We start from the raw sequence: 20,190 nt of genomic DNA, 5'->3' as shown, positions 1-20,190 counted from the left end.
GTTCTTCCCGGAAGCGGGATGACCGGAAGAAAAGTCGACACCCCCCGGACATGGATCCCATCCATGCGGGGGGTGTTCGTTTCGGAACCAAATGCGGTTTTCCCCGGAAACCCCTTGCAAATGTGGGATGCGGGGAAGTGCGAGTCCGCATCAAGGGGATGGCATGTCCGGCGGCTCCGGGAGGAGCAAGTTTTCGATCTCCCGATGCAGCCCGAACCAGTCGGCGCTGCCGCGCAACCGGAACCGGTCGGATCGGGGGAACGGAACGGAAATCTCCCGCACCAGGCTCATGGGCCGGTGCGAAAGGACCAGGATGCGGTCGGCCAGGAGCAGCGCTTCGTCGATGCTGTGAGTGATGAACAGCACGGTGCGGCGTTCCGCTTGCAGCATCGACAGCAGCCATTGCTGCATCCGGGTACGGGTGAGCGCGTCAAGGGCCCCGAACGGCTCGTCCAGCAGGAGAGGATCCTTCCGGCCGGCGAGCGCACGGATGAAGGCCACCCGCTGCTGCATGCCGCCGCTCAGTTCATGCGGGTACTTGCCCGCGGCATCCTCCAGTCCGGCTCCGCGGAGAAGCCGTTTGACCTCCTCCCGGTCGGGCGTGCCCCCTCCCAGCTGCTGGCCCAGTCGGACGTTGGCCTCCACCGTTCGCCAGGGAAGCAGGGAGGGCTGCTGCGGCATGTAGGCCACGTGTCCGCGGGGGCCCGTGACCGGTCGGCCGTTCAGCCGGATGTCGCCCGAGGCGGGCTTCAGGAGGCCGCCGATCAGTTGAAACAGCGTGCTCTTGCCGCTGCCGGACGGACCGATCAGGGCGACGAACTCTCCTTCCTTCACGCCGAACGACAAATCGCGGATCACCGGTTCGTTTCCGTAGGAAAAGGAGAGGCTGTTCACTTCCAGTTTCATCCTGCATCACCTCCCGCTTTTCCCCGAACGGCCAGACGCTCCAGCCATCCCATGGCGAAGAAGAGCAGCAAGCTCAGCAGAATCACCCACAAGGTGGCGACGAAGACCCGGTCGGTGCGGAACGAGGAAGCGGCCAGTTGCATGATCATGCCCAGTCCCCGCTCGGCGCCGAGCCACTCGGCGATGACGGCGCCCATCACGCTGTAGGCGGCCGACAGTTTTGCTCCGGAAAAGAAGGAAGGCAGGGCGGAAGGCCATTCCAAAAGGAAAAAGAGCTGCCACCGGGAAGCGCCCGCCATTCGCATGTATGAGATCAACACCGGATCCGTGCGGCGGAATCCGTCCAGCACGGCCACGGTGACCGGAAAAAAGCAGACCAGGGCGGCGATCAGCGCTTTCGGTTCATCGCCGAATCCCATCCACATCACCAACAGGGGAGCCAGAACGATGAGCGGAATGTTTTGCGACAGCACGATGAGCGGGTAGAGTGCCGCGCGGAGCAGCCGGGACAGATGAAGGAGCGAGGCGAACACCGCTCCGGCAGCCACCCCGGCGGCGAGACCCGTCAGGGCGACGGTGGCGGTGGAGAGAAGATCGGGCCACATGCGTTCCGCCGATGCGATGAATTCCTTCCCGACCGTCGAGGGAGCGGGCAGGAGCCATGCTTCCACCCAGCCTTTCCGGACGGCCGTCTCCCAGACCGTGAGCAGGATCATTCCCAAGAGAAAAGGGGGCCATCCCCCCTGCCAATACCGGCGAAAACGGGCATTCGCCCGTGATCGCCGTCCCTGTTTGTCCGCATTCATTTCGATTCACCGCCTCCGGCGGGCGGATCGTACTTGCGGGTCAGCTCGTTCATCGAGGCCCCTTCCGTGTTGTGGTAGATCTTGATCTGATGAATCACGCTCGGACAACCCATCCGGACCATTTCTTCGTTCATCCGGGCCACCACGGCCAGCAGTTCATCCAGTTCTCCTTCCATGGTCGTTTCCAGCGGTCCCACCCGGAAGGGCAGCCCCGACGCCTGGATCACTTCGATGGCCCGGTCCACATACGGAATCACGTCCCCGCCGTCCGGGGTGCGAGGCAGGATTTGTACGCTCAGCAGCGTGCGCGCCACGGTCATTTTCCTCCTTGGGGCAGAAATTCGTTGGTGAATGCTTTTGCTGCGTCAAATTCACCTTCCAGCAGTTGGTGCTGTTTCATCCAGGCGGCGTAGTTCTCCCATACTTCCCGTTTCTGGATGCCCCAGGCGGGGGCGTCCGCCTTGTAGCGGGGACTCAGCCATTCCTGGCTCTTGTGGACCAGTTTCTCATCCAGATCGGGGACGGCTTTGACGAGAATATCCGCCGCTTCTTGCGGGTGTTGGGCCGCAAATTCATATCCTTGGGCCGCGGCCTTCAGAAACGCGCGAACCGTGTCGGGATCCTCCTTGACGGTTTTCTCGCCGGTGATCAGGACCGGGGTGTAATAATCCAGCTGCTTGCCGTAATCCGTGATCCAGACCATGTTCAGCTTCTCGCCGCGCAGCTCGGCTTCGATGCCGGTCCATCCGTAGTAAATCCACATGAAATCGATGTCTCTCTTCGTGGCGGTGAAGAAGTCCACGTTTCCGGTATTGACGATTTTCACCTTGTTCGGATCGGCCTGATCCGCTTCCATGAGCGAGGAAATCATTTGTTTCTCCACCGGGGAACCCCAGCCGCCGTAGGTTTTTCCTTCAAAATCCTTCGGGCGGGTGATGTTTTTGGCTGCCGGGGAGGCAAATCCGGACGTGTTGTGCTGCAGCACCGCCGCGATCGACACGATGGGCACCTGTTGCGTCCGTGCCTGGGTCACCCCTTCCTGGTAGCTGACGCCGAAATCCGCATTGCCCGTGGCCACCATCTGCTCCGCGCCCGTTTCCCCGGGCTGGATGATGGTCACGTCCAGTCCTTCCGCCTTGAAATATCCTTTGTCACGGGCGACGTACAGACCGGTGTGGTTGGTGTTGGGCGTCCAGTCCAGGACGAGGGTCACTTTTTTCAGCCCCTGCTCGCCGGTTTTGCCGGCCGGTTCGCCCGCACAGGCCGTCATCGGCAGAAGCAGCGCCGCCAATGCGAACGCCCACCATTTTCCGAATCGCATCTGATGTTCCTCCTTTTGCGCATGCAAATCAAAAACGCCTCCCCGATCCGGGAGGCGCCAATCGCTTGCCTGGCACAAACGGACAAGTATGAAGCCGGTTTCCGTGAAGCCGGTTCCACATCTCCCTTCGCCGGTATTACCCGGATCAGGTACAAGGGTCTGTGCATCGGTGCACACTCTCAGCCGGCCATTCTCCAGCTCCCCTGCGAGAAGTATGCGTTTTCAATGAAACCATTATACGGAAACTGCATGGGTTTGTCCATGTATTGAACGAGGGAAGCGGCGGACGGAAGCGGAAGCGAACCGGGAGATGCGCTCCCGACGTCTGCCGGGTGTGATATACTGGGGCGTGTGATTTCACAAGGGGCATCAGAGGTGTGGGAATGGAACAAAAAGAAACGCCCGTCTTCAGCCATCGGGTGACGGCGGAAGAGGACGGCTTGATGCTGAAACAGGTGCTGAGAAACCGCTTCCGGTTCTCCCGGAGGCTGATGAACAAATTGAAGATGAACCGGTTGGTGACGGTGAACGGGGAAGTGATCTGGTTCACGGCCCGGGTGAAGAAAGGGGATTTGGTGGAAATCCGCATGCCGGAAGACCGGACCGAACATCTTCCGCCGCAACCGGTTGAATTTCGGGTGGTCTATGAGGATGCCGATTTGATCATCATCGACAAGCCGCCCGGTTTGGTGGTCCATCCGACCCGCGGATACAAGGAAGGCACCTTGGCCAACGGACTGATGCATTACTGGCAGCAGCGCGGGGAGCATCACACCATGCGGCCCGTCACCCGGCTCGACCGGGACACGTCGGGATTGATGGCGGTTGCCAAACATGCCCAGGCTCACTGGTTTCTGGCCGAGCAAATGATCCACAAGCGATATGAGCGCGAATACCAGGCCATTTGCCACGGCATTCCGGAGCCGCCGGAAGGGACGATCGACGCCCCGATCGGTCATGACCCGGAGGCCGGGCTGTACCGGGTGATGACCGAAAAAGAGGGGGGATATCCGTCCGTCACTCGGTACCGGGTGCTGAACGCTTGGGAACGGGCTGCCCTGCTGCGCTTGCGTCTGGAAACGGGCCGCACGCACCAGATCCGGGTGCACCTGTCGTCCATCGGCCACCCGCTGATCGGCGATCCGCTCTACGGTCGCGGAGAGGAGGAGGGATGGATCGGCCGGCAGGCCTTGCACGCGGCCAGACTTCGCTTGCTCCATCCCCGGCATCGGGAATGGATGGAGTGGGAATCTCCTTTGCCGGCAGACATGCGGCGATTGATGGAGCGATTGTCGGAATCGGATACGTAAGCCCGGTTCGGGCACGGACAGGGTTCCGGAGTTCTCACGTCCGCGGCGCCGGTTGCCATTCATCGGCGGAACCGGCGCCCGGCGGGGTCCCGAAGCTTCCGGACACTCCCGGCCACCGTTGTTTCCGGATCCGAAAAAAAATTTCACGGATAAAAGGATTTATGTCGATTATTGTCGAAATAAACAAAAGAGAAAAAAGATTCAAACCAAATATTTCAATCTCTGGAGGGGAGTTGACAGCATGCGCAAATGGTTGGCTTTCTTCCTGTGTTTGGTACTGCTGCTGGCGCCAACCGGTTTTGCCCCCGCAGCTCCCGGGAAGCCGCCCGCTCCGACCCCGATGGGGATCGTGAATGCAAACGGTGAGGTGTCCGCACTCCAGCTTCCGCCTCCGTCCAATGTGACGACGCCGGGCACTTGGTTTCTCGGAGCCACTCCGCCCAACGCCGATCCTTCCAAGCCTCCGATCGTCTTTGTTCAGGGGATGAACGGCCGTGCCCAGGATTGGTGGGATGAAACGGAGTACCACGGACTGAACGACATGTACGAGAAGGCGTATCAGGCAGGATATCGCACTGCATTCGTCCAGTTGTATGATGCCGGAGGAACGCCCAAGAGCCAGTGGGACAACGGCCAATTGTTGGCATCCATGCTGCAGAGCATCTACAATCACTTCGGTCAGAAGGTGAACATCGTCGCCCACAGCAAGGGAGGTCCCGACACCCAGGCCGCCTTGATCCACTACGGAGCGCACCCCTATGTGGGACGCGTGGTGACCCTGGGATCTCCGCACCACGGGTCGCATCTGGCGGATCTCGCCTACAGCTGGTGGGCCGGTTGGCTGGCCGATCTGCTGGGGCAGAAAACCGATGCCACCTATTCCCTGCAAACCGGTCAAATGGCCCAGTACCGTCAACAGACGGACGGCCATGCAAACGCCACCAAAAACACGTATTACACCGCAGCCGGGACAAACTGGGGTCCGCTGTTCTCCGCCCTGCAAATGGGGGGACTCTACCTGTCCCAATACGGTGACAATGACGGTCTGGTCAATGTCTGGAGCACCTACCTGCCGTACGGAAACCATCTGTTCACCGCCGATCTGGACCATGACAAAATCCGCACCGGGTCCGCGGTGTTCGGACGGATCGAATCGGTGCTGAGATCGTCCGCGGTGACCGCCAATGCCGCATCGGCGAAGGGACTGGAGAGCACGGAAGCATCCGCGGAGCCGGTCAATCAGTACATGCACGGAGGCCCCCTTGCCGCCGGAGCGGCCGTTTCCCGGACGATTCACGTGGATGAAGGGGCCAAGGAAGCCTTGTTCCACGTGCTGACCAAATCTCCGGACGTCCAAGTGAAACTGGTGTCTCCCTCCGGAAAAACGTATGACCGCACCAGCCGGGAGTGGGGTTCCTCGACCGACGAGGCGTTTTTCCGCGGAGCGTCCGTCCAGGGCTTCAAGATCTCCGCACCTGAAAGCGGTTCCTGGACCTTGACCATTCAATCGCCCAAACGGGATGCCTACTTCCTGTTGGCCGGATGGCGCGGCGGCACGTCGCCCGTGACGGTGAAGCTGCCGGCGCTGGGCAAGGGAAGCGTCCCGGTCGAGGTGAAACTGACGAACGGACGCATTGACCCGAACTCCGTCAAGGTGGACGTGAAAGCCGTCCGCACCGTCCAGGGTGAAACGAAATCCGATTCGGCCCTGCATCTCCGCCTGAATCCCGCAAGCGGCCGGAACCTCCATGCCGGCAAATTGGCGGTGAGCACCCCCGGGGTGTACAACATCACGGTGGAGATCACCGGAAAAACCGTGGACGGACAGCCGTTCACCCGGACGTTCGTGAAATCGGCAAGCGTTTCGAAATGAGAACGTTTTCCGCAGGCCCCATGTGAAAGCTGTTTGAAAAGCGGTCCGGAGATCGTCCATATCTTCCCGCCCTGTTTCAGGGCGGGAATTTTTTTGCAGTCGTTCCCCCTTCCGTTACAATGGAGCAAGGAGGGATCGGAAATGGAAACTCGCGTGGCATGGATCGTCGGAGGAGTGAAAGGGCTGGGGGTGCAGGTGGCACGTGCCCTGGCGGAAGACGGATTTCGCATCGTGCTCAATTACCGGAAAAGTGTCGAAGCGGGACACAAATGGAAGGAACGGATCGAAAAAATACATGGGGAATGTCTTCTGTTGCAGGGAGACGTGGCCGACGGGGAAGATGTCCGGCGAATGGCGAACGAAGTGATGTCCGCATGGGGACGGGTCGACGTTCTGGTATGCGCGGCGGGACCGTTCACGTTCCGGCCGAAGCGGCTGACGGAGTTTGATGACGACACCTGGCGGGAAATGGTGGACGGCAATCTGTCCGGCGTGTTCCGGCTGATCCGCGAAGTGGTGCCGGGCATGCGCGAGAGGCGGTTCGGGCGGATCATCACGTTCGGGTACGCCGAGGTGGAGCAGATGGGGGGGTGGGAAGGATACGGCCCGTATGCGGCGGCCAAAACGGGACTCTTGTCGTTGACGCGGACGCTGGCCCGGGAAGAGGCACCGCACGGCATCACGGTCAACATGGTGGTGCCCGGCGACATTCGGGATCCGTTCAAGGAAGCACAAATCGCCGATGTCCGCGGGCACACCGATCCGCGCACGCCGGCGGGCCGGCCGGGAACCGGCGAAGACATCGCCCGCGTCGTGCGGTTTTTGGCCCACCCCGACTCGGACCTGATCACGGGCGCGGTGATCCCGGTGACGGGGGGTTTCACCCATTGGCTGTATCATGTAAAATAGCAATAAGATTCACGTAATACTACTGTAATATTTTTTAAAACAGACAAACCTTCTGAACCAATTTTGCGCTATAATGGGAGAGTCCCTCAACCGGAGGGGCCGGGCTTTTTATTGCCCCCGGCGCCTTCGGACCGTTTCGCCGAGCACGAACCAACAGGCCGATCCGACGAGACCGGCGAGAAACGAACCGGTCCCCGCCACCTTCCACAAGAACAGGCTGGCGGCCAGTCCGGCAAATCCGGTGAAACGACAGGCGAATATTGCGGCATCCCGGTTCAAAGCGTTCACCCCCGCCTCACTATACCACAGAATCTCATTGTCGGGGAAGCGGAATGCCGCCCGCGCAATCATGGATGGGATCTTTCTTGAATAAGCAGTCAGTTGGATAGAGACGCGAGTGACGAGAAGAAAAAACAGGAGGGAAGGCGCGATGGACGATTTCCGCAGGAACAATGATCGCCGGGATCAGCTGCGCAGCAGCTACACCCCGATGCCTCCCCGGTCCCGCAGCCAGCGGGTGGGACCCACGTCCCGCAGCGCCCGCTCCGCGAGAGGCGCAGGCAAAGTGAGCGTGAAAACGGGCTGGCGACGCTTCTTCAACATGAAGTGGATCCTGCTGGTCCTGCTCACCGTGCTCCTGCTGACCGTGGGCGGTTGTTCCGCCATCATGCTGTCCGCCGATTTCTACGACCTGGAGAGCATTGAGGCGGAAAACATGCCGCAGGTCTCCAAAATCTATGATAGTAATAAGCAAGTCGTGGCCCAGTTCGGAGCGGCATTGCGGGAGCATGTGAAAATCGAAGAATTGCGTAAGCACAACAATTTGATGGTGGATGCTTTCGTGAAGGTGGAGGACCGCCGCTTCTACGAACACAACGGCATCGACTTTGAGGGGCTGGGACGCGCGGTCATCAAAAACATTGTTTCCTTCGGTGCGGCGCAAGGAGCCAGCACCATCACCCAGCAGGTGTGCAAAAACATCGTCCTGCAGGACGACAGCAAGACGATGACCCGGAAAATCCGCGAGCTGGGATGCGCCCTCCTGCTGGAGAAGGATTATTCGAAAGACAAGATCCTCGAAGCGTACCTGAACTACATCAACTTCGGCGGGGAGATTGCCGGGGTGCAAATGGCGGCCAAGGTTTATTTCGATGTGGATTTGACCCAAAAAAGCTTGAAAAAGGAAGAAGCGGCCATGCTGGCCGGCATGCCCAAGGCACCCACCACCTACAACCCGCTGCGGAAAAAAGAAAAGGCCATCGAACGGCGCAACGTCGTGCTGAAGCTGGTCTTGCCGGTGGATGACGTGATGCCGCCGCTGATTTCCCAGGAAGAAGCGGAACAACTGGCGAAAAAACCGCTGGAAGTCTGCGAGGATTGCTACAAAAGGTATGCAGTCAAGTCCGGGTATGCCGCCTACAAGGATCTGGTGGCCAAGGAACTGAAAGAGAAATACAACATCGACCGGGAAGAACTGGAAAGAGGCGGATACCACATTTTCACCGGACTCAACACGAAGGCGCAAAAAGCGGTGGAAGAGGCTCTGAAAAAGGATGAGCTGTTCACCAACAACGATGGCAAACCCCTGACGGGAGCCGATGCGGGGATCACCCTGCTGGATCCGAAAACGGGTCTGATCGCCGCCGTGGGCGGAGGACGCGAGTTCGCGCCGGGCTTCATGAACCGCGCCACCCAGCTGATTCAGCCGGGCTCGACGATCAAGCCGCTCACCGTCTACACGCCGGCCATCAAGGACAAGGACTACAATGAATACAGTATAGTGAAAGATGAAAAGATCAAAATCGGCGAATGGGAACCGAAAAACTACAGCGGCGATGCCAAAGGGGACGTCGAGATGCAGGAAATGGTGAAACAGTCGCTCAACCTGTCCACCATTCACCTGTTGCAAGAGATGGGACTGGAACGTGCCTTCCGGTACGCCCAAGAGTTGGGGTTGCCGATGGAACAGGCGGACAAGGGATGGGCCCCGTTGGCCTTGGGCGGAATGAGCAAAGGTGTGAACACCGTCCAGATGGCTCAGGCGTATTCGGTGTATCCCAACTTCGGCTCCTACATTCCGGCTCATACCATCAAGGAAGTGAGATTACCGAACGGCGATACAAAGAAGCCGGATGATCTGGAAGAGAAACAGGTGTTTGACAAAAAATCCACGTATTACATGACCCGGATGCTGAAACAGGTCGTCGAGGACGGAACCGGTAAAAAAGCCCGGCTGAAGGACGGTCGGGACGTGGCCGGCAAGACGGGAACGACCCAAAAAGGAGAATCGGCCTGGTTCGTCGGGTACACGCCGGATCTCGTGGGAGCGGTCATGCTCTTCTACGAGAAAGAAAAAGGCCCAGAGATGACCGGTGGCAGCGCGCCGGCCAAGATCTTCAGCTATGTGATGTCGGAAACGCTGAAGGATACGCCCAAGAAGAAATTCAAGAACCCGGGCGTTCCGGAACCGGAGCCGCCGTTCAAGCTTGAGCCGCCCAGAATCATCGAAGCGAAGTACAACGCCAAAGAGAACAAGGTCATCGTTCGTTGGAAACGGATGAGCTCCCGCGTGAAGTTCCGCATCGAGCGTTCCGAAGGCGGAGACTTCCAGGTGGTGGGCGAAGCCGGACCGGGTTCGACCCAATTTGAAGACACATCCGTCCAGCCGCCGAATGACGGTGGCGGAGGCTTCCTCGACTGGCTCGGTGGCGGAGGCGGTGGCGAAAAAGTCTACACCTATCGTGTGGTGGCCATCGACACCGAAGCCGATGATCCCGAAAACGCCGAAATGGCTTCCGATCCCGCAACGGTGAAGCTGAAACCGGAGAAAAAGGAAGAGAAACCGGGCGACGGAAACGATGACGGCAAGGACGGGGATGGCAGAGGCGGCCATGATGACGGTCGTCCGGGCAGAAAAGATGACGACCCCGGCACTGAACCGCCGGGCGGGGACGGTGACAGAAAAAATCCGGGTCCGGGTACTTGGCCCTTCGGAAGGAACTGATCAATCCCGGTGGAAGGCCGGATGAGACCAGCGAAAACTCGCTGGTCTTTTTTTGTGTCCGCCTGCCGGTTCCGATCGGGGTTCTACCTGCTTTTCCCGTCCCATACACTGATGGGGAGAGGACAAGGAGGGAAGCAGGGGTGAAGGGGAGCTGGTCGGCGGCCGTCCGGATCGGGTTCACCTTCATGGGGACGGTGGTGGGCGCGGGATTTGCATCCGGACAGGAGATCTTGACGTTTTTCACCGGCTTCGGACCGGCCGGGGCGTGGGGCATCGTCATCGCTTCGCTGCTGTTCGGCTGGCTGGGAACGCGGATGATGCGCATGGGGGCCCGATTGGACGCGCAATCCTACGAGGAATTCAACGACTACTTGTTCGGAGGGCGGCTCGGCGGGTGGATGACGGTCTGGACCGGCGTGATGCTGTTCGGCGTGACCACCGCGATGATGTCCGGAACGGGCTCTTTGTTCCGGGAGCAGCTGGGACTCCCGTTTCATCTCGGGGTGGCGGGAACGGCGCTCCTGGCCTTCTGGGTGATCGTCCGGGGAATGAGCGGCATCCTGGCGGTCAATTCGATCGTGGTGCCCGCGATGATTCTGTTCACGGTCCTCGCCGCGGTTCATGCGTGGACGGCGGACGGCGAAGCGTTCGCCGGCGTCGCCGATCCCGTGCGAACGGGGGGACACTGGCTGCTGTCCGCCACGGCGTACGTGGCGTTCAATCTGGCTTCCGCCCAGGCCGTGTTGGTGCCGCTGGGCGCGCAGATCAAGGACGAGCGGACGTTGCGGCTCGGGGGCTGGCTCGGCGGATTGGGGCTGGGCGCCATGTTGCTGGCGTCCCATTTTGCCCTGGGGCTGTATTTTGCCGAGGCGTCGGTGATGGAGATCCCGATGGCACGGGTGATCCGGGCGCTGGGCGAAGGGATTCGCCTGTTCTTTCTGGGCGTGCTGTGGGCGGAAATTTTCACCACGCTGGTGGGCAATGTGTACGGTCTGACGGCCGGCTTGTCCGGGATGGCGGGCTGGAGCCGGCAGGCGTCGGCGATCGCGGTGTTCGCGGCGGGATACCTGTTGTCCCTGATCGGATTTCCGGTGCTGGTCAGGTTTCTGTACCCGCTCTTCGGCTATTTCGGTCTCGTTCTGTTGATGATGCTGATCTTCCGGCGGCTGCCGCCTCCCTGGAAACCGGTCGGAAAGGAGGGGTCCGGATGAAATGGCTTCTCGCGGTGATCATCGCCTATCTGATCGGGGCGTTTCCGCTGCATCTGTGGGCGGTTCCCCGTTTGTCCGTGGCCGGGCGGATTCCTCCGCCGCACGCGCTGTATCCCCGGGAAGCGTTTTTGCTGGTCTTGATCGACGTGGTGAAGGGCATGGCCGCCACCTTGTTGGCCTTCGGCGTCGCCGGTTGGGCGGGGGCTTGTTTCGCGGCCGTCACGGTGACGCTCGGATCGATGTATTCGGTCTTTCTCGGATTCAGGGGCGGCCGGGGGTTGGCGGTGGCGGCCGGGGCGCTGCTCATCCTCAGCCCGGTGCTGATGTTCATCGGAGTCATCATCTGGTTGCTGTCTCTGGCGGCCACCCGTTACCTGTTCCTGGCCTCGTTTTTCACCACGGTGGGCGTCATTTTGCTGGGGCTGGTGTTCATCTCCCAAATGACGGTCTGGTTTGTGGTGCTGGTGTTGGGCGTCCTGATCCTTCTCCGGCTCAGACCGGGGTGGAAACGGTTCCGGCGGGGGCTGGAGCCTCCGTACCGCTTCAAAAATCCGTTTCGCTGATCTTCCGGAGATGGTACAATGGCAGGGAGTGGGAAGAGGAAGTCCACGGAAAGAAAGGATGACCTGCCTTGGACCGGACGGGACATCTCCTGCCGCTTTCGCATCAATACGGGGAACCGGTCTCGTTCTTCGCGAGAGTGGGAGGCGAAGAGATACCGCTGGATGAGTGGCTGGGCCGCACGGTGCGGATTTCGTTCCTCGGTGAGATTCATTGCATCCATTGCGGAAGGAAAGTGAAGAAAACCTACAACTGCGGTTCATGCTGGCCGTGCTTCACCAAACTGGCGGAAAACGACCTGTGCATCGTGAAACCGTCGATGTGCCATTTTGAGAGGGGAACGTGCCGGGATCCGAAGTTCGGGGAAGAGCACTGCATGCAGCCGCACATTGTCTATCTGGCCCTGAGCAGTGACGTGAAAGTGGGCATCACCCGCAAGCGGCGCATGGTGGAACGGTGGATCGACCAGGGAGCGGTGCGGGCCATGCCCATTCTCGAAGTCCCCACCCGCCACCTGGCCGGCGTCATCGAAGCGCATTTGGCCGGTTTTTTGTCCGATCGGACCGATTGGCGCAAAATGCTGAAAAACGAAGTGGCCGATCGTGATCTGTTTGACGTTCGGGAAGAGGTGCGGGCCCTTCTGCCGGAGGAGTACCGGACCTGGTGGCTGGAAGAGGTGGAGGTGACCGAGATCCGCTACCCGGAAGTGGAACCGCCGAAAACCGTCAAGTCGATCAGTCTCGACAAGCAACCGGAGATCAACGGCCGTCTCATGGGGATCAAGGGGCAGTATCTGGTGCTCGATGTCGGGGTGCTCAATGTGCGCAAGCACTCGGGGTACAAGGTGAATCTGGCGCTGGACGGGTGAGTTTCGTTTTTTTGTGACCAGGGTCGGATGCATGAGACCTTCCTGAAGATGAAAACATATAGTATACTTAAGATATCCTGCGGTTTTCAAGGAGGAACGTACATGCTTCACGCGCTGATCGCGGCCAAGGAGGAACTCCTGGCACGCTGGAACAAGAAGAACGAATACGAGGAACTTGCCCGCAACATGCAGAAGCTCAAGCAGGATATGGAATTGTTGGGGATGAGACCGAAAAAAGAAAAGCTGTACGGCCGACCGTACCGGGACTAAACCAAAGATCCCACGGGGGTGAGTGCGGGCACGATGAGCTTTAAAATGCCCATGCCCAATCAGACACCGCTGTACCATGCGATTCACCGTGACCGATATGAACGCCAGGAGTTCATCCGCGAAATGGAGAAGGCGACCGGGCGAAGGATTTTGGTGTATATCGCCAATCTGTCCCATCCCGAGAGCGCCATTTTGCGTGAGGATATCGCCCCCTTCTGTGAAATCGTGGCCTCGCTGGATGAAAACAGTGACGTGGATCTGCTCCTCGAAAGCCCCGGCGGTGACCCCAATGCGGCGGAAACGCTGGTGCACACGCTGTTGTCCAGAACCAGGCACTTGCGCGTCGTCGTTCCCCAGGCGGCCAAAAGCGCAGCGACGCTGATTTCGCTGGCGGCGGATGAGATCATGATGAGCGATACATCGGAACTCGGACCGATTGATCCCCAGGTGTCCATTCCCACGACGTTCGGGTATCAATATCGTCCGGCACAGGCGTTTCTCAACGGGCTCGAGCTGATCAAGCGGGAGCATGCCGGCGGACAGCCGCTCAACCCTGCGTATTTGCCCTTCTTGCAAGGGGTGGATGCCGCATTGATCGATTTTTGTCACAAATCGATCGAACATTCGAAACGTTTGGCTGTCAAGTGGTTGAGCCGTTCCATGTTCAAAAATGACGTCCGGGCGGCACGGAAAGTGGCGGAGCAGCTCAGCAACATCGAAAAGTATCCCAATCACGGAACGGTGATCGATCACCAGGAAGCCACCCGTCTCGGGCTGAAGATCCATTACCGGTCGTTCGCCGATCCTCTGTGGCAGGCCTATTGGCGGCTGTATACCAAATATCTGGTCATGATGCGCGAGAAGGCTGGAATCAAAATCTTTGAAAGCAGTACTTCGTCCATCATGATTTGAGCGTTCGACTCCCGGTCGGGCATGACCCGGCCGGGTTTTTCATGTTCGGAACCGGAATACCGGAGAAGGCCGGATGATGCAGGATGAACCGGAGACAACCGGCGATTTCTGAAAATGTCAATGATTGATCTGTAAATTTCAAGGATTTCCTCTCATCAAGTGGGAAACATCCAATCGAAGGCATTTCCGGAAATAAAAAAGTTCACGATTTCCGTAAAAAAAGGGTTTACACTGCGTCGAAATATTTGATATACTAAATGTGCGAACACCTAATCACATCTTGTTTGACCCCCTTGGGCAAAAGGGCTGGCATTTCCCGCCAGTCTTTTTGCTGGGATGAAACGTGATCCCGATACGGCCCGGAAAATCCGCCGGCATGCGCCCGGCGGATTTTTTCATGGGACCGGACCCTTTCCGTCGGGTTGTGCCCCTCATTTGAGCAGTTTCTTCATGGTGGTCATCAGCTCGTCCACCACTTCCAGATCCCCCTCTTGCAGACGCTCCACGACGCAGCTTTTGAGGTGATTTTCCAGAAGCATTTTCCCGACGCCGTTCAGCGCCGCTTGGACGGCGGCGATCTGGTTGAGCACGTCATCGCAGTACGTGTCGTTTTCGATCATTTTTTTCACGCCGCGGATCTGGCCTTCGATCCGGTTGAGACGGGTGATCAGGTTGGTTTTCACCTTTTCCGGATGATGGCTTTTCCGGGCGCATGCGTCTTCGTGGTTTGCGTCATGGTTCAAGCGGGTGTGTTCCAACGGTTTGCCTCCTTCCACCGGCGATGCGAACGCACGCCTGCCGCGGGGAAAAAGCGGCGGACGGAATGCGACTTCCTCCGTCCCGGTTTCGGGTATCTCCATGACGGATGAAACGGGCGGGAAGTTGCTGAAAAATGTTTGAACGTTGTGCATCCCGGGGGGCGGCCCGCCGGTTTTGCTGAAGGCCCCGCTGCGGCTTCCCGGGATGTCATGTGTTCGGTTTTCAGAGCTTCACCCGTTGCAGACGCAGGGCATTCAGCACGACGGATACCGAGCTGAAGGCCATCGCGGCTCCCGCCACCCACGGTTTCAGCAGGCCGGCGGCGGCGACGGGGATGCCGAGCGAGTTGTAAAACAGCGCCCAGAAGAGATTTTGCCGGATGTTGCGCATGGTGAGCCGGCTGATTCGCATCGCGCCGGCAATGGCCCGAAGATCTCCGCGCATCAGGGTGATGTCGGCGGTTTCCATGGCCACGTCGGTGCCGGTGCCCATCGCCATGCCCAGATCGGCCACAGCCAGGGCGGGAGCGTCATTGATTCCGTCACCCACCATCGCCACCTTGCGCCCTTGGCGTTGCAGCTCTTTGACGGCGGAAGCTTTTCCTTCCGGCAGCACTTCGGCCATCACTTTGCCGATGCCGGCCTGATCGGCCACGGCTTTTGCCGTCCGCCGGTTGTCACCGGTGATCATGATCACCTCGATGCCCAGCTCATGCAGCTGCCCGATCGCTTCCCGGGAGGTTTCCTTCACCGGATCGGCCACCGCGACGATGCCCGACCAAGCGCCGTCCACGGCAAACATCATGGCGGTTTTCCCGGCGGATTCCAGCTCCTCGAGCCGGGGAAGAGCTTCGCGGATGTCGATGCCGTTTTCCGTCATCCAGCGCCGGTTCCCGGCCAACACTTCCCGGCCGTCCACCACGGCCCGGATGCCGTGACCGGGAACGGCGTCAAACCGCTCGGGCTCTCCCGCTTCAATGTTCCGGGCGCGAATGCCCTCCACCACGGCCCGGGCCAACGGATGTTCCGAGCGGATCTCCGCTCCGGCGGCGAGCCGGAGCCACTCGCGTTCCTCCAGGTTGCCGGCCGATATCACGTCGGTCAGTACCGGTTCCCCGCGGGTGACGGTTCCGGTTTTGTCCAGGACGACCGTATCGATCCGGTGGGCGATCTCCAGATGTTCTCCGCCTTTGAACAGGATGCCCGCTTCGGCCGCCCGCCCCGAACCCGCCATGATCGAGGTGGGGGTGGCCAAGCCGAGTGCGCAGGGACAAGCGATCACCAGCACGGCGATGGCGTTCTCCAGCGCGGTGGAAAACTGTCCGGGGGAAAGGATGAACAGCCACAGGCAGAAGACGGCGACGGCGATCGCCACAACCACCGGGACGAAAATGCCGGAGATGCGATCGGCGATGCGCTGGATGGGAGCCTTGGATCCCTGGGCTTCTTCCACGACCCGGATGATCTGGGCCAGCACGGTGTCTTTGCCCACCCGTTCGGCACGAACGGTGAGCGCTCCGTGGCCGTTGACGGTGGCGCCCGTCACCGGATCTCCGGGTTTTTTGTCCACGGGGATGCTTTCGCCGGTGAGCATCGACTCGTCCACGGCGGATCGGCCGTCCGTGACCGTGCCGTCCACCGGGATTTTCTCGCCGGGTCGGACGATGAGAAGGTCGCCGGGGATCACTTCTTCCACGGGGATCCGCACTTCTTTTCCGTCACGAAGAACGGTGGCCGAGCGGGCACGAAGCCCCATCAGCCTGCGGATTGCATCGGAGGCACGTCCTTTGGCCCGGAACTCCAGCCATTTGCCCAGAAGGATCAACGTGATCAGGATGGCGCTCGTTTCAAAGTACAGTTCGGGCATGTGGTGATCCGGCGGCCGGGTCAGGATCAGAAACAGGCTGTAGAAATACGCGGCCGAAGTCCCCAAGGCCACCAGCACGTCCATGTTGGCGCTCCGGTTTTTGAGCGCTTTGTAAGCGCCGACGTAAAACGGGCCTCCGATCCAGAACTGAACGGGCGTGGCCAGAAGAAGCTGCACCCACGGATTCATGAGGAATTCGGGCACCCACATCCATGAGGTGAAGGTGAAGTGGGATACCATCGTCCAAAGGAGAGGGATGGAGAGCAGCACCGAAATGAGCAGACGCCGTCGCCGCTTTCCCGCTTCTTCCGTGCGGCTGTCCCGGGGAGTTTCCCCGGTTTTCAGGCGTGCGGTGTATCCGAGCCGTTCCACTTTGGCGATCAGCCGGTCCGGGGAGACCGTCCCGGGCAGCAGCTCCACCGTGGCGCGTTCCAGAGCCAGGTTGACGGTCGCTTCCACAACCCCGTCCATGCGGCGAAGTCCCTTTTCAATGCGGGCGGCGCAGGCCGCACATGTCATGCCGCCGATCTCCAGCTCCACCGTTTCCGTGCGTACCGCGTAGCCCAGATCGCGGACTTTGGCTTCCAGTTCCTTCACGGAGATTTTCCCCGGATTCCACCTGACGGTGGCCTGTTCGAGCGCGAAATTGACCCGTGCATCCTCCACGCCGTCGAGTCGTTTCAGACCTTTTTCGATGCGGGCGGCACAGGCTGCACACGTCATGCCCTCGATCGGCAAGGTGATGTCGCGAATCGTCACGGGGTTCACCTCCCTGCGTCATGTTCATGAGCGTGGACCGACGTTTCAAACAGGAACCGGCATGCTCCCGCCGGGTGACGGAAACATGCCGGGAAATCATTCCGGCGGAAATCGGCCCGCGGCAAAGGCGGGCCGTTCGCGTCCCGGCAACCGTCAGGCCGGTTCGGTTCAGGTTGTGACATCATACCCTTGGTCCTCGATGGCTTCGCGGATCTTTTCGAGAGAGAGCCGGTTCTCGTCAAAGCGGACGGTCACGGTTTTGCCGGCCAGATCGACCGTTCCTTCGGCACCGATGCGCTCGAGAGCGCTTTCCACCGCTTTGACGCAATGACCGCAAGACATGCCTTCAACCTTCAGTTCCACGGTTTTCATCCTTGCATCGCTCCTTGTGTCCCGATGGACGGGATCATCCATCGGAAGTTCCGTTTTGACCTCATTATACAATACCCCCCTACCGTATGTAAAGGATGGGGGAACGAACGGTTTGCATCGACGGGATGCTTCCGTCTTATGATGCCCGTCCGTTCCGGAGTCATGCGGACAAACTCGGAAGCCCGGGACCCGGTCGTGCGGAACGATTCCTCACGACGTTCCGCACGCGCTCAATTAAGAGATTCCTTCAAAAAGTCCACCGTGACCTTCATCGCTTGTTCCAGTTCCGGAGTCATCCCGGCAAACGGGTGGACGGCCCCGAACGTGTGGCCGGTTTCCGGAATGACGTGAAGCCGTCCCCGGGGAGCCGCGGCCGCCAATTTCGGTGCGCCTTCCCTCAAACGGGGAGCGTCGGCGTCTCCCTGCACCACGAGAAGAGGGCAGGCGAGCTTGGGCAGACGGCCGAGGATGTCGAACCGCTCCCGGTTGGCGTTGATGTCGTCCAACACTTCCCGGGAAACGGGCATGTTCTGCCCGGTTCGGGCGTTGGTCACATGGGCCGTTCCCTTTTCGCGAATCTCGGCGATGAAGGACGGATCGAAAAAGTCGGCCCGGTGGATGCTGTTCCAGACGACCACCGACCGGATCTCCGGATGATCCAGGGCAAAGATCAGGCTGTTTCCTCCGCCGCGGCTGTGCCCGAGGAGCGAGACCCGATCCGCATCCAATCGTCCGGAAAACGGCAGTCTCCCATGGCGGAGTTCCCGCAGGAGCACGGCCAGATCCTCCTGTTCGCGGCTGAAGGTATTGCGGGCGAATTTGTCCAGCTCATCGAAGGATTCGGGGTTTTCTCCCATACCGTTCATCGAGAAATTGAAGCGAATGGCGGCGTACCCTTCCCGGGCCAGCTTGTCGGCGAGTGGCGGGAAAAACCCCCAGTCCTTGAATCCTTTGAATCCGTGACACAGGATCACCACCGGATGGGGACCGTCTCCGGCGGGCAGGGTGACGTTTCCGCGAATGACGCGGTGTTCCTTGCCGAGATCGATCAGAAACGACGCTGTGTTCATCCGTGTTCCTCCTTGCATGTGTTCCAGGGACATGCCGATTTTGAAGTCATTCCCGACTGTTGGCAAAATTGAAACCGCATTCTCTGTCAGATATAATGATAGCGAAGGATCGGAACTGGGGGAAAGGTCTTTCCGCGAAAGCGGAGAGCGAAGAGGGAAGACCGGTGAAAATCCGGCGCGGTCCCGCCACTGTGAATGGGGAGAACGGTCGCATCGGGCCACTGTCGCGAAAAGAGACGGGAAGGCGCGGCCGGTTCGGTGATCCATGAGCCAGGAGACCTGCCTTTCTCCGACACGGCGATCTCCTTCGAGGCAAAGGAGAGACGCATGCCGCGGTCACGCATGGGCGTCCGCTCGGTTTTGCATGCTCTTCTCCTTCCTGTGTCTCGCCGGCACGGGATTTTTTTGTGCCCGGCGCGGCAGAAATTTCTGTATCCACATCATGGAGAGGAGAAGAAGAGAAAGATGTTGTCAGTCAAACGTGTTTGGTCCATGCTCTTGTCCCTGTTGCTCATTCTTTCGCTCGTGGCCGGTTGTGCGGCGCAAGAGGAAGGTTCCGTGAACTTGATGTCGCCGAAAAAACCGCAGGGGATCAAGTATCCGGTGGACGTGAAAGATCAGACGGGTCGGATCGTCAAGATTGAAAAGGAACCGCAGCGGATCATCTCGCTGATTCCGAGCAACACGGAAATCGTGTTTGCCCTGGGGCTGGGAGACAGGGTCGTCGGAGTCACCGACAATGACGATTATCCCGCCGAGGTGAAATCACTCCCCAAAGTGGGCGGGCTCACCGTCAATGTGGAACAAGTGGTGGCCCTGAAGCCGGATCTCGTGCTGGCGAATACCGCCAATGATCCGGCAACGATCCGGAACCTGGAGAAATTGGGACTGAATGTACTGGTGCTGGACGGCAAAAACGTGAAAGAAGTCTACCGGGCGATCTCGATCGTGGGGGTGGCCACCAACCGGGCTCGTGAGGCCGATGAGATGGTGGCCGACATGCAGGAGAAGATTCGCCGGGTGTTTGCCAAGACGGCTCACCTGCCGAAAGAGGAAAAGGTCAAGGTATGGATCGAGCTGGATCCGATGTTGTTCACCTGCGGCGAGGACTCGTTCATGAATGAACTGGTCAAGCTGGCCGGCGGGGAGAACGTGGCGGCCGGCATGAAAGGATGGCCGCAGGTGTCCGCCGAACAGGTGATCAAGTGGAATCCCGACGTGATTCTGAACACTTGGGGAGGCGACAAGCAGATTCTCACCCGCAAGGGTTGGGAAACGGTGAGCGCGGTCAAGAACAAGCGGGTGTACAACCTGGACCCCGATCTGACGAGCCGCCCGGGGCCGCGCATTCCCGAAGCGGTGGAACAAATCGCCGCTTTCCTGTATCCGGAACAAACGGCTGGAGAGAAGTGA

General features: G+C 59.7%; 19 protein-coding genes and 2 riboswitches. Of the genes, 10 read left to right on the top strand and 9 right to left on the bottom strand.

Translation table 11 applies throughout. The annotated features are described in order from the left end of the window. Positions 1–150 precede the first annotated feature (150 nt). From EG886_RS11065 to EG886_RS11050, 4 genes are read right to left on the bottom strand one after another with little or no spacing between them, the layout of a single operon-like run. Complete coding sequence (locus EG886_RS11065) at positions 151–906, bottom strand: ABC transporter ATP-binding protein (RefSeq protein WP_124728187.1); 756 nt, start codon at positions 904–906, stop codon at positions 151–153. Further along, on the bottom strand, positions 903–1,712 hold the full coding sequence (locus tag EG886_RS11060; protein ID WP_124728186.1) for an ABC transporter permease: 810 nt from the start codon (positions 1,710–1,712) through the stop codon (positions 903–905). The genes EG886_RS11065 and EG886_RS11060 overlap by 4 nt, the downstream gene beginning before the upstream one ends. Continuing rightward, complete coding sequence (locus EG886_RS11055; protein WP_124728185.1) at positions 1,709–2,026, bottom strand: thiamine-binding protein; 318 nt, start codon at positions 2,024–2,026, stop codon at positions 1,709–1,711. The genes EG886_RS11060 and EG886_RS11055 overlap by 4 nt, the downstream gene beginning before the upstream one ends. 2 nt (positions 2,027–2,028) lie before the next feature. Next, the gene (locus EG886_RS11050; RefSeq protein ID WP_124728184.1) at positions 2,029–3,033 is read right to left on the bottom strand and encodes an ABC transporter substrate-binding protein; all 1,005 of its coding nucleotides are present in this window, start codon (positions 3,031–3,033) and stop codon (positions 2,029–2,031) included. Between the two features lie 104 nt (positions 3,034–3,137). Next, positions 3,138–3,248, bottom strand: a riboswitch (TPP riboswitch). Positions 3,249–3,416: 168 nt separating this feature from the next. On the opposite strand from EG886_RS11050, the gene EG886_RS11045 reads away from it, so the two are divergent. The 3 genes from EG886_RS11045 to EG886_RS11035 all read left to right on the top strand — a co-directional run bounded on the left by EG886_RS11045 (position 3,417) and on the right by EG886_RS11035 (position 7,125). After that, entirely contained in the window at positions 3,417–4,343 is a 927-nt protein-coding gene (locus EG886_RS11045) for an RluA family pseudouridine synthase (protein WP_124728183.1), read from the top strand. Between the two features lie 241 nt (positions 4,344–4,584). Then, positions 4,585–6,216: an esterase/lipase family protein gene (locus EG886_RS11040; protein ID WP_124728182.1), complete on the top strand. Its 1,632-nt coding sequence runs from the start codon at positions 4,585–4,587 to the stop codon at positions 6,214–6,216. A gap of 141 nt (positions 6,217–6,357) precedes the next feature. After that, entirely contained in the window at positions 6,358–7,125 is a 768-nt protein-coding gene (locus EG886_RS11035; protein WP_124728181.1) for an SDR family oxidoreductase, read from the top strand. A gap of 108 nt (positions 7,126–7,233) precedes the next feature. On the opposite strand, the gene EG886_RS13780 is transcribed toward EG886_RS11035, so the two are convergent. Next, entirely contained in the window at positions 7,234–7,404 is a 171-nt protein-coding gene (locus EG886_RS13780) for a hypothetical protein (protein ID WP_164491808.1), read from the bottom strand. A 151-nt stretch (positions 7,405–7,555) separates the two neighbouring features. On the opposite strand from EG886_RS13780, the gene EG886_RS11030 reads away from it, so the two are divergent. From EG886_RS11030 to EG886_RS11010, 6 genes are all read left to right on the top strand, one after another. Continuing rightward, positions 7,556–10,129, top strand: a complete 2,574-nt coding sequence (locus EG886_RS11030) for a transglycosylase domain-containing protein (protein ID WP_124728180.1) — start codon at positions 7,556–7,558, stop codon at positions 10,127–10,129. A 140-nt stretch (positions 10,130–10,269) separates the two neighbouring features. Next, positions 10,270–11,340, top strand: a complete 1,071-nt coding sequence (locus EG886_RS11025; protein WP_124728179.1) for a YkvI family membrane protein — start codon at positions 10,270–10,272, stop codon at positions 11,338–11,340. Then, positions 11,337–11,903 carry a glycerol-3-phosphate acyltransferase gene (locus EG886_RS11020; protein WP_124728178.1) on the top strand — a complete coding sequence of 189 codons (567 nt, stop codon included), beginning with the start codon at positions 11,337–11,339 and terminating at the stop codon, positions 11,901–11,903. The genes EG886_RS11025 and EG886_RS11020 overlap by 4 nt, the downstream gene beginning before the upstream one ends. Positions 11,904–11,971: 68 nt before the next feature. Then, positions 11,972–12,769 (top strand): DUF2797 domain-containing protein, encoded by a 798-nt coding sequence (locus tag EG886_RS11015; protein ID WP_124728177.1) that lies wholly within the window; start codon positions 11,972–11,974, stop codon positions 12,767–12,769. Between the two features lie 102 nt (positions 12,770–12,871). Beyond that, complete coding sequence (locus EG886_RS13775) at positions 12,872–13,039, top strand: hypothetical protein (protein ID WP_164491807.1); 168 nt, start codon at positions 12,872–12,874, stop codon at positions 13,037–13,039. Between the two features lie 33 nt (positions 13,040–13,072). Further along, positions 13,073–13,951 carry an SDH family Clp fold serine proteinase gene (locus EG886_RS11010; protein ID WP_124728176.1) on the top strand — a complete coding sequence of 293 codons (879 nt, stop codon included), beginning with the start codon at positions 13,073–13,075 and terminating at the stop codon, positions 13,949–13,951. A gap of 431 nt (positions 13,952–14,382) precedes the next feature. On the opposite strand, the gene EG886_RS11005 is transcribed toward EG886_RS11010, so the two are convergent. The 4 genes from EG886_RS11005 to EG886_RS10990 form a co-directional block, all read right to left on the bottom strand. Beyond that, entirely contained in the window at positions 14,383–14,709 is a 327-nt protein-coding gene (locus EG886_RS11005) for a metal-sensitive transcriptional regulator (RefSeq protein ID WP_241154316.1), read from the bottom strand. Between the two features lie 223 nt (positions 14,710–14,932). Beyond that, on the bottom strand, positions 14,933–17,335 hold the full coding sequence (locus EG886_RS11000; RefSeq protein WP_124728175.1) for a heavy metal translocating P-type ATPase: 2,403 nt from the start codon (positions 17,333–17,335) through the stop codon (positions 14,933–14,935). A 168-nt stretch (positions 17,336–17,503) separates the two neighbouring features. Further along, complete coding sequence (locus EG886_RS10995) at positions 17,504–17,707, bottom strand: copper ion binding protein (protein ID WP_124728174.1); 204 nt, start codon at positions 17,705–17,707, stop codon at positions 17,504–17,506. A gap of 230 nt (positions 17,708–17,937) precedes the next feature. Next, positions 17,938–18,777, bottom strand: coding sequence for an alpha/beta hydrolase family protein (locus EG886_RS10990; RefSeq protein WP_164491806.1), 840 nt, complete (start codon positions 18,775–18,777; stop codon positions 17,938–17,940). Positions 18,778–18,884: 107 nt separating this feature from the next. After that, positions 18,885–19,078, top strand: a riboswitch (cobalamin riboswitch). Between the two features lie 164 nt (positions 19,079–19,242). On the opposite strand from EG886_RS10990, the gene EG886_RS10985 reads away from it, so the two are divergent. Then, positions 19,243–20,190 carry an ABC transporter substrate-binding protein gene (locus EG886_RS10985; RefSeq protein ID WP_164491805.1) on the top strand — a complete coding sequence of 316 codons (948 nt, stop codon included), beginning with the start codon at positions 19,243–19,245 and terminating at the stop codon, positions 20,188–20,190.

This window comes from Staphylospora marina (genome assembly GCF_003856495.1).
Lineage (GTDB): Bacteria > Bacillota > Bacilli > Thermoactinomycetales > Thermoactinomycetaceae > Staphylospora > Staphylospora marina.
This window is presented reverse-complemented; position numbering and strand designations above follow the sequence as displayed.

Excerpts from the sequence above, each read along its gene's own strand:
- EG886_RS11065 (WP_124728187.1), bottom strand. The coding sequence starts at position 906 with ATGAAACTGGAAGTGAACAGCCTCTCCTTTTCCTACGGAAACGAACCG.
- EG886_RS11060 (WP_124728186.1), bottom strand. The coding sequence starts at position 1,712 with ATGAATGCGGACAAACAGGGACGGCGATCACGGGCGAATGCCCGTTTT.
- EG886_RS11050 (WP_124728184.1), bottom strand. The coding sequence starts at position 3,033 with ATGCGATTCGGAAAATGGTGGGCGTTCGCATTGGCGGCGCTGCTTCTG.
- EG886_RS11045 (WP_124728183.1), top strand. The coding sequence starts at position 3,417 with ATGGAACAAAAAGAAACGCCCGTCTTCAGCCATCGGGTGACGGCGGAA.
- EG886_RS11040 (WP_124728182.1), top strand. The coding sequence starts at position 4,585 with ATGCGCAAATGGTTGGCTTTCTTCCTGTGTTTGGTACTGCTGCTGGCG.
- EG886_RS11035 (WP_124728181.1), top strand. The coding sequence starts at position 6,358 with ATGGAAACTCGCGTGGCATGGATCGTCGGAGGAGTGAAAGGGCTGGGG.
- EG886_RS11030 (WP_124728180.1), top strand. The coding sequence starts at position 7,556 with ATGGACGATTTCCGCAGGAACAATGATCGCCGGGATCAGCTGCGCAGC.
- EG886_RS11020 (WP_124728178.1), top strand. The coding sequence starts at position 11,337 with ATGAAATGGCTTCTCGCGGTGATCATCGCCTATCTGATCGGGGCGTTT.
- EG886_RS13775 (WP_164491807.1), top strand. The coding sequence starts at position 12,872 with ATGCTTCACGCGCTGATCGCGGCCAAGGAGGAACTCCTGGCACGCTGG.
- EG886_RS11010 (WP_124728176.1), top strand. The coding sequence starts at position 13,073 with ATGAGCTTTAAAATGCCCATGCCCAATCAGACACCGCTGTACCATGCG.
- EG886_RS10995 (WP_124728174.1), bottom strand. The coding sequence starts at position 17,707 with ATGAAAACCGTGGAACTGAAGGTTGAAGGCATGTCTTGCGGTCATTGC.
- EG886_RS10990 (WP_164491806.1), bottom strand. The coding sequence starts at position 18,777 with ATGAACACAGCGTCGTTTCTGATCGATCTCGGCAAGGAACACCGCGTC.
- EG886_RS10985 (WP_164491805.1), top strand. The coding sequence starts at position 19,243 with ATGTTGTCAGTCAAACGTGTTTGGTCCATGCTCTTGTCCCTGTTGCTC.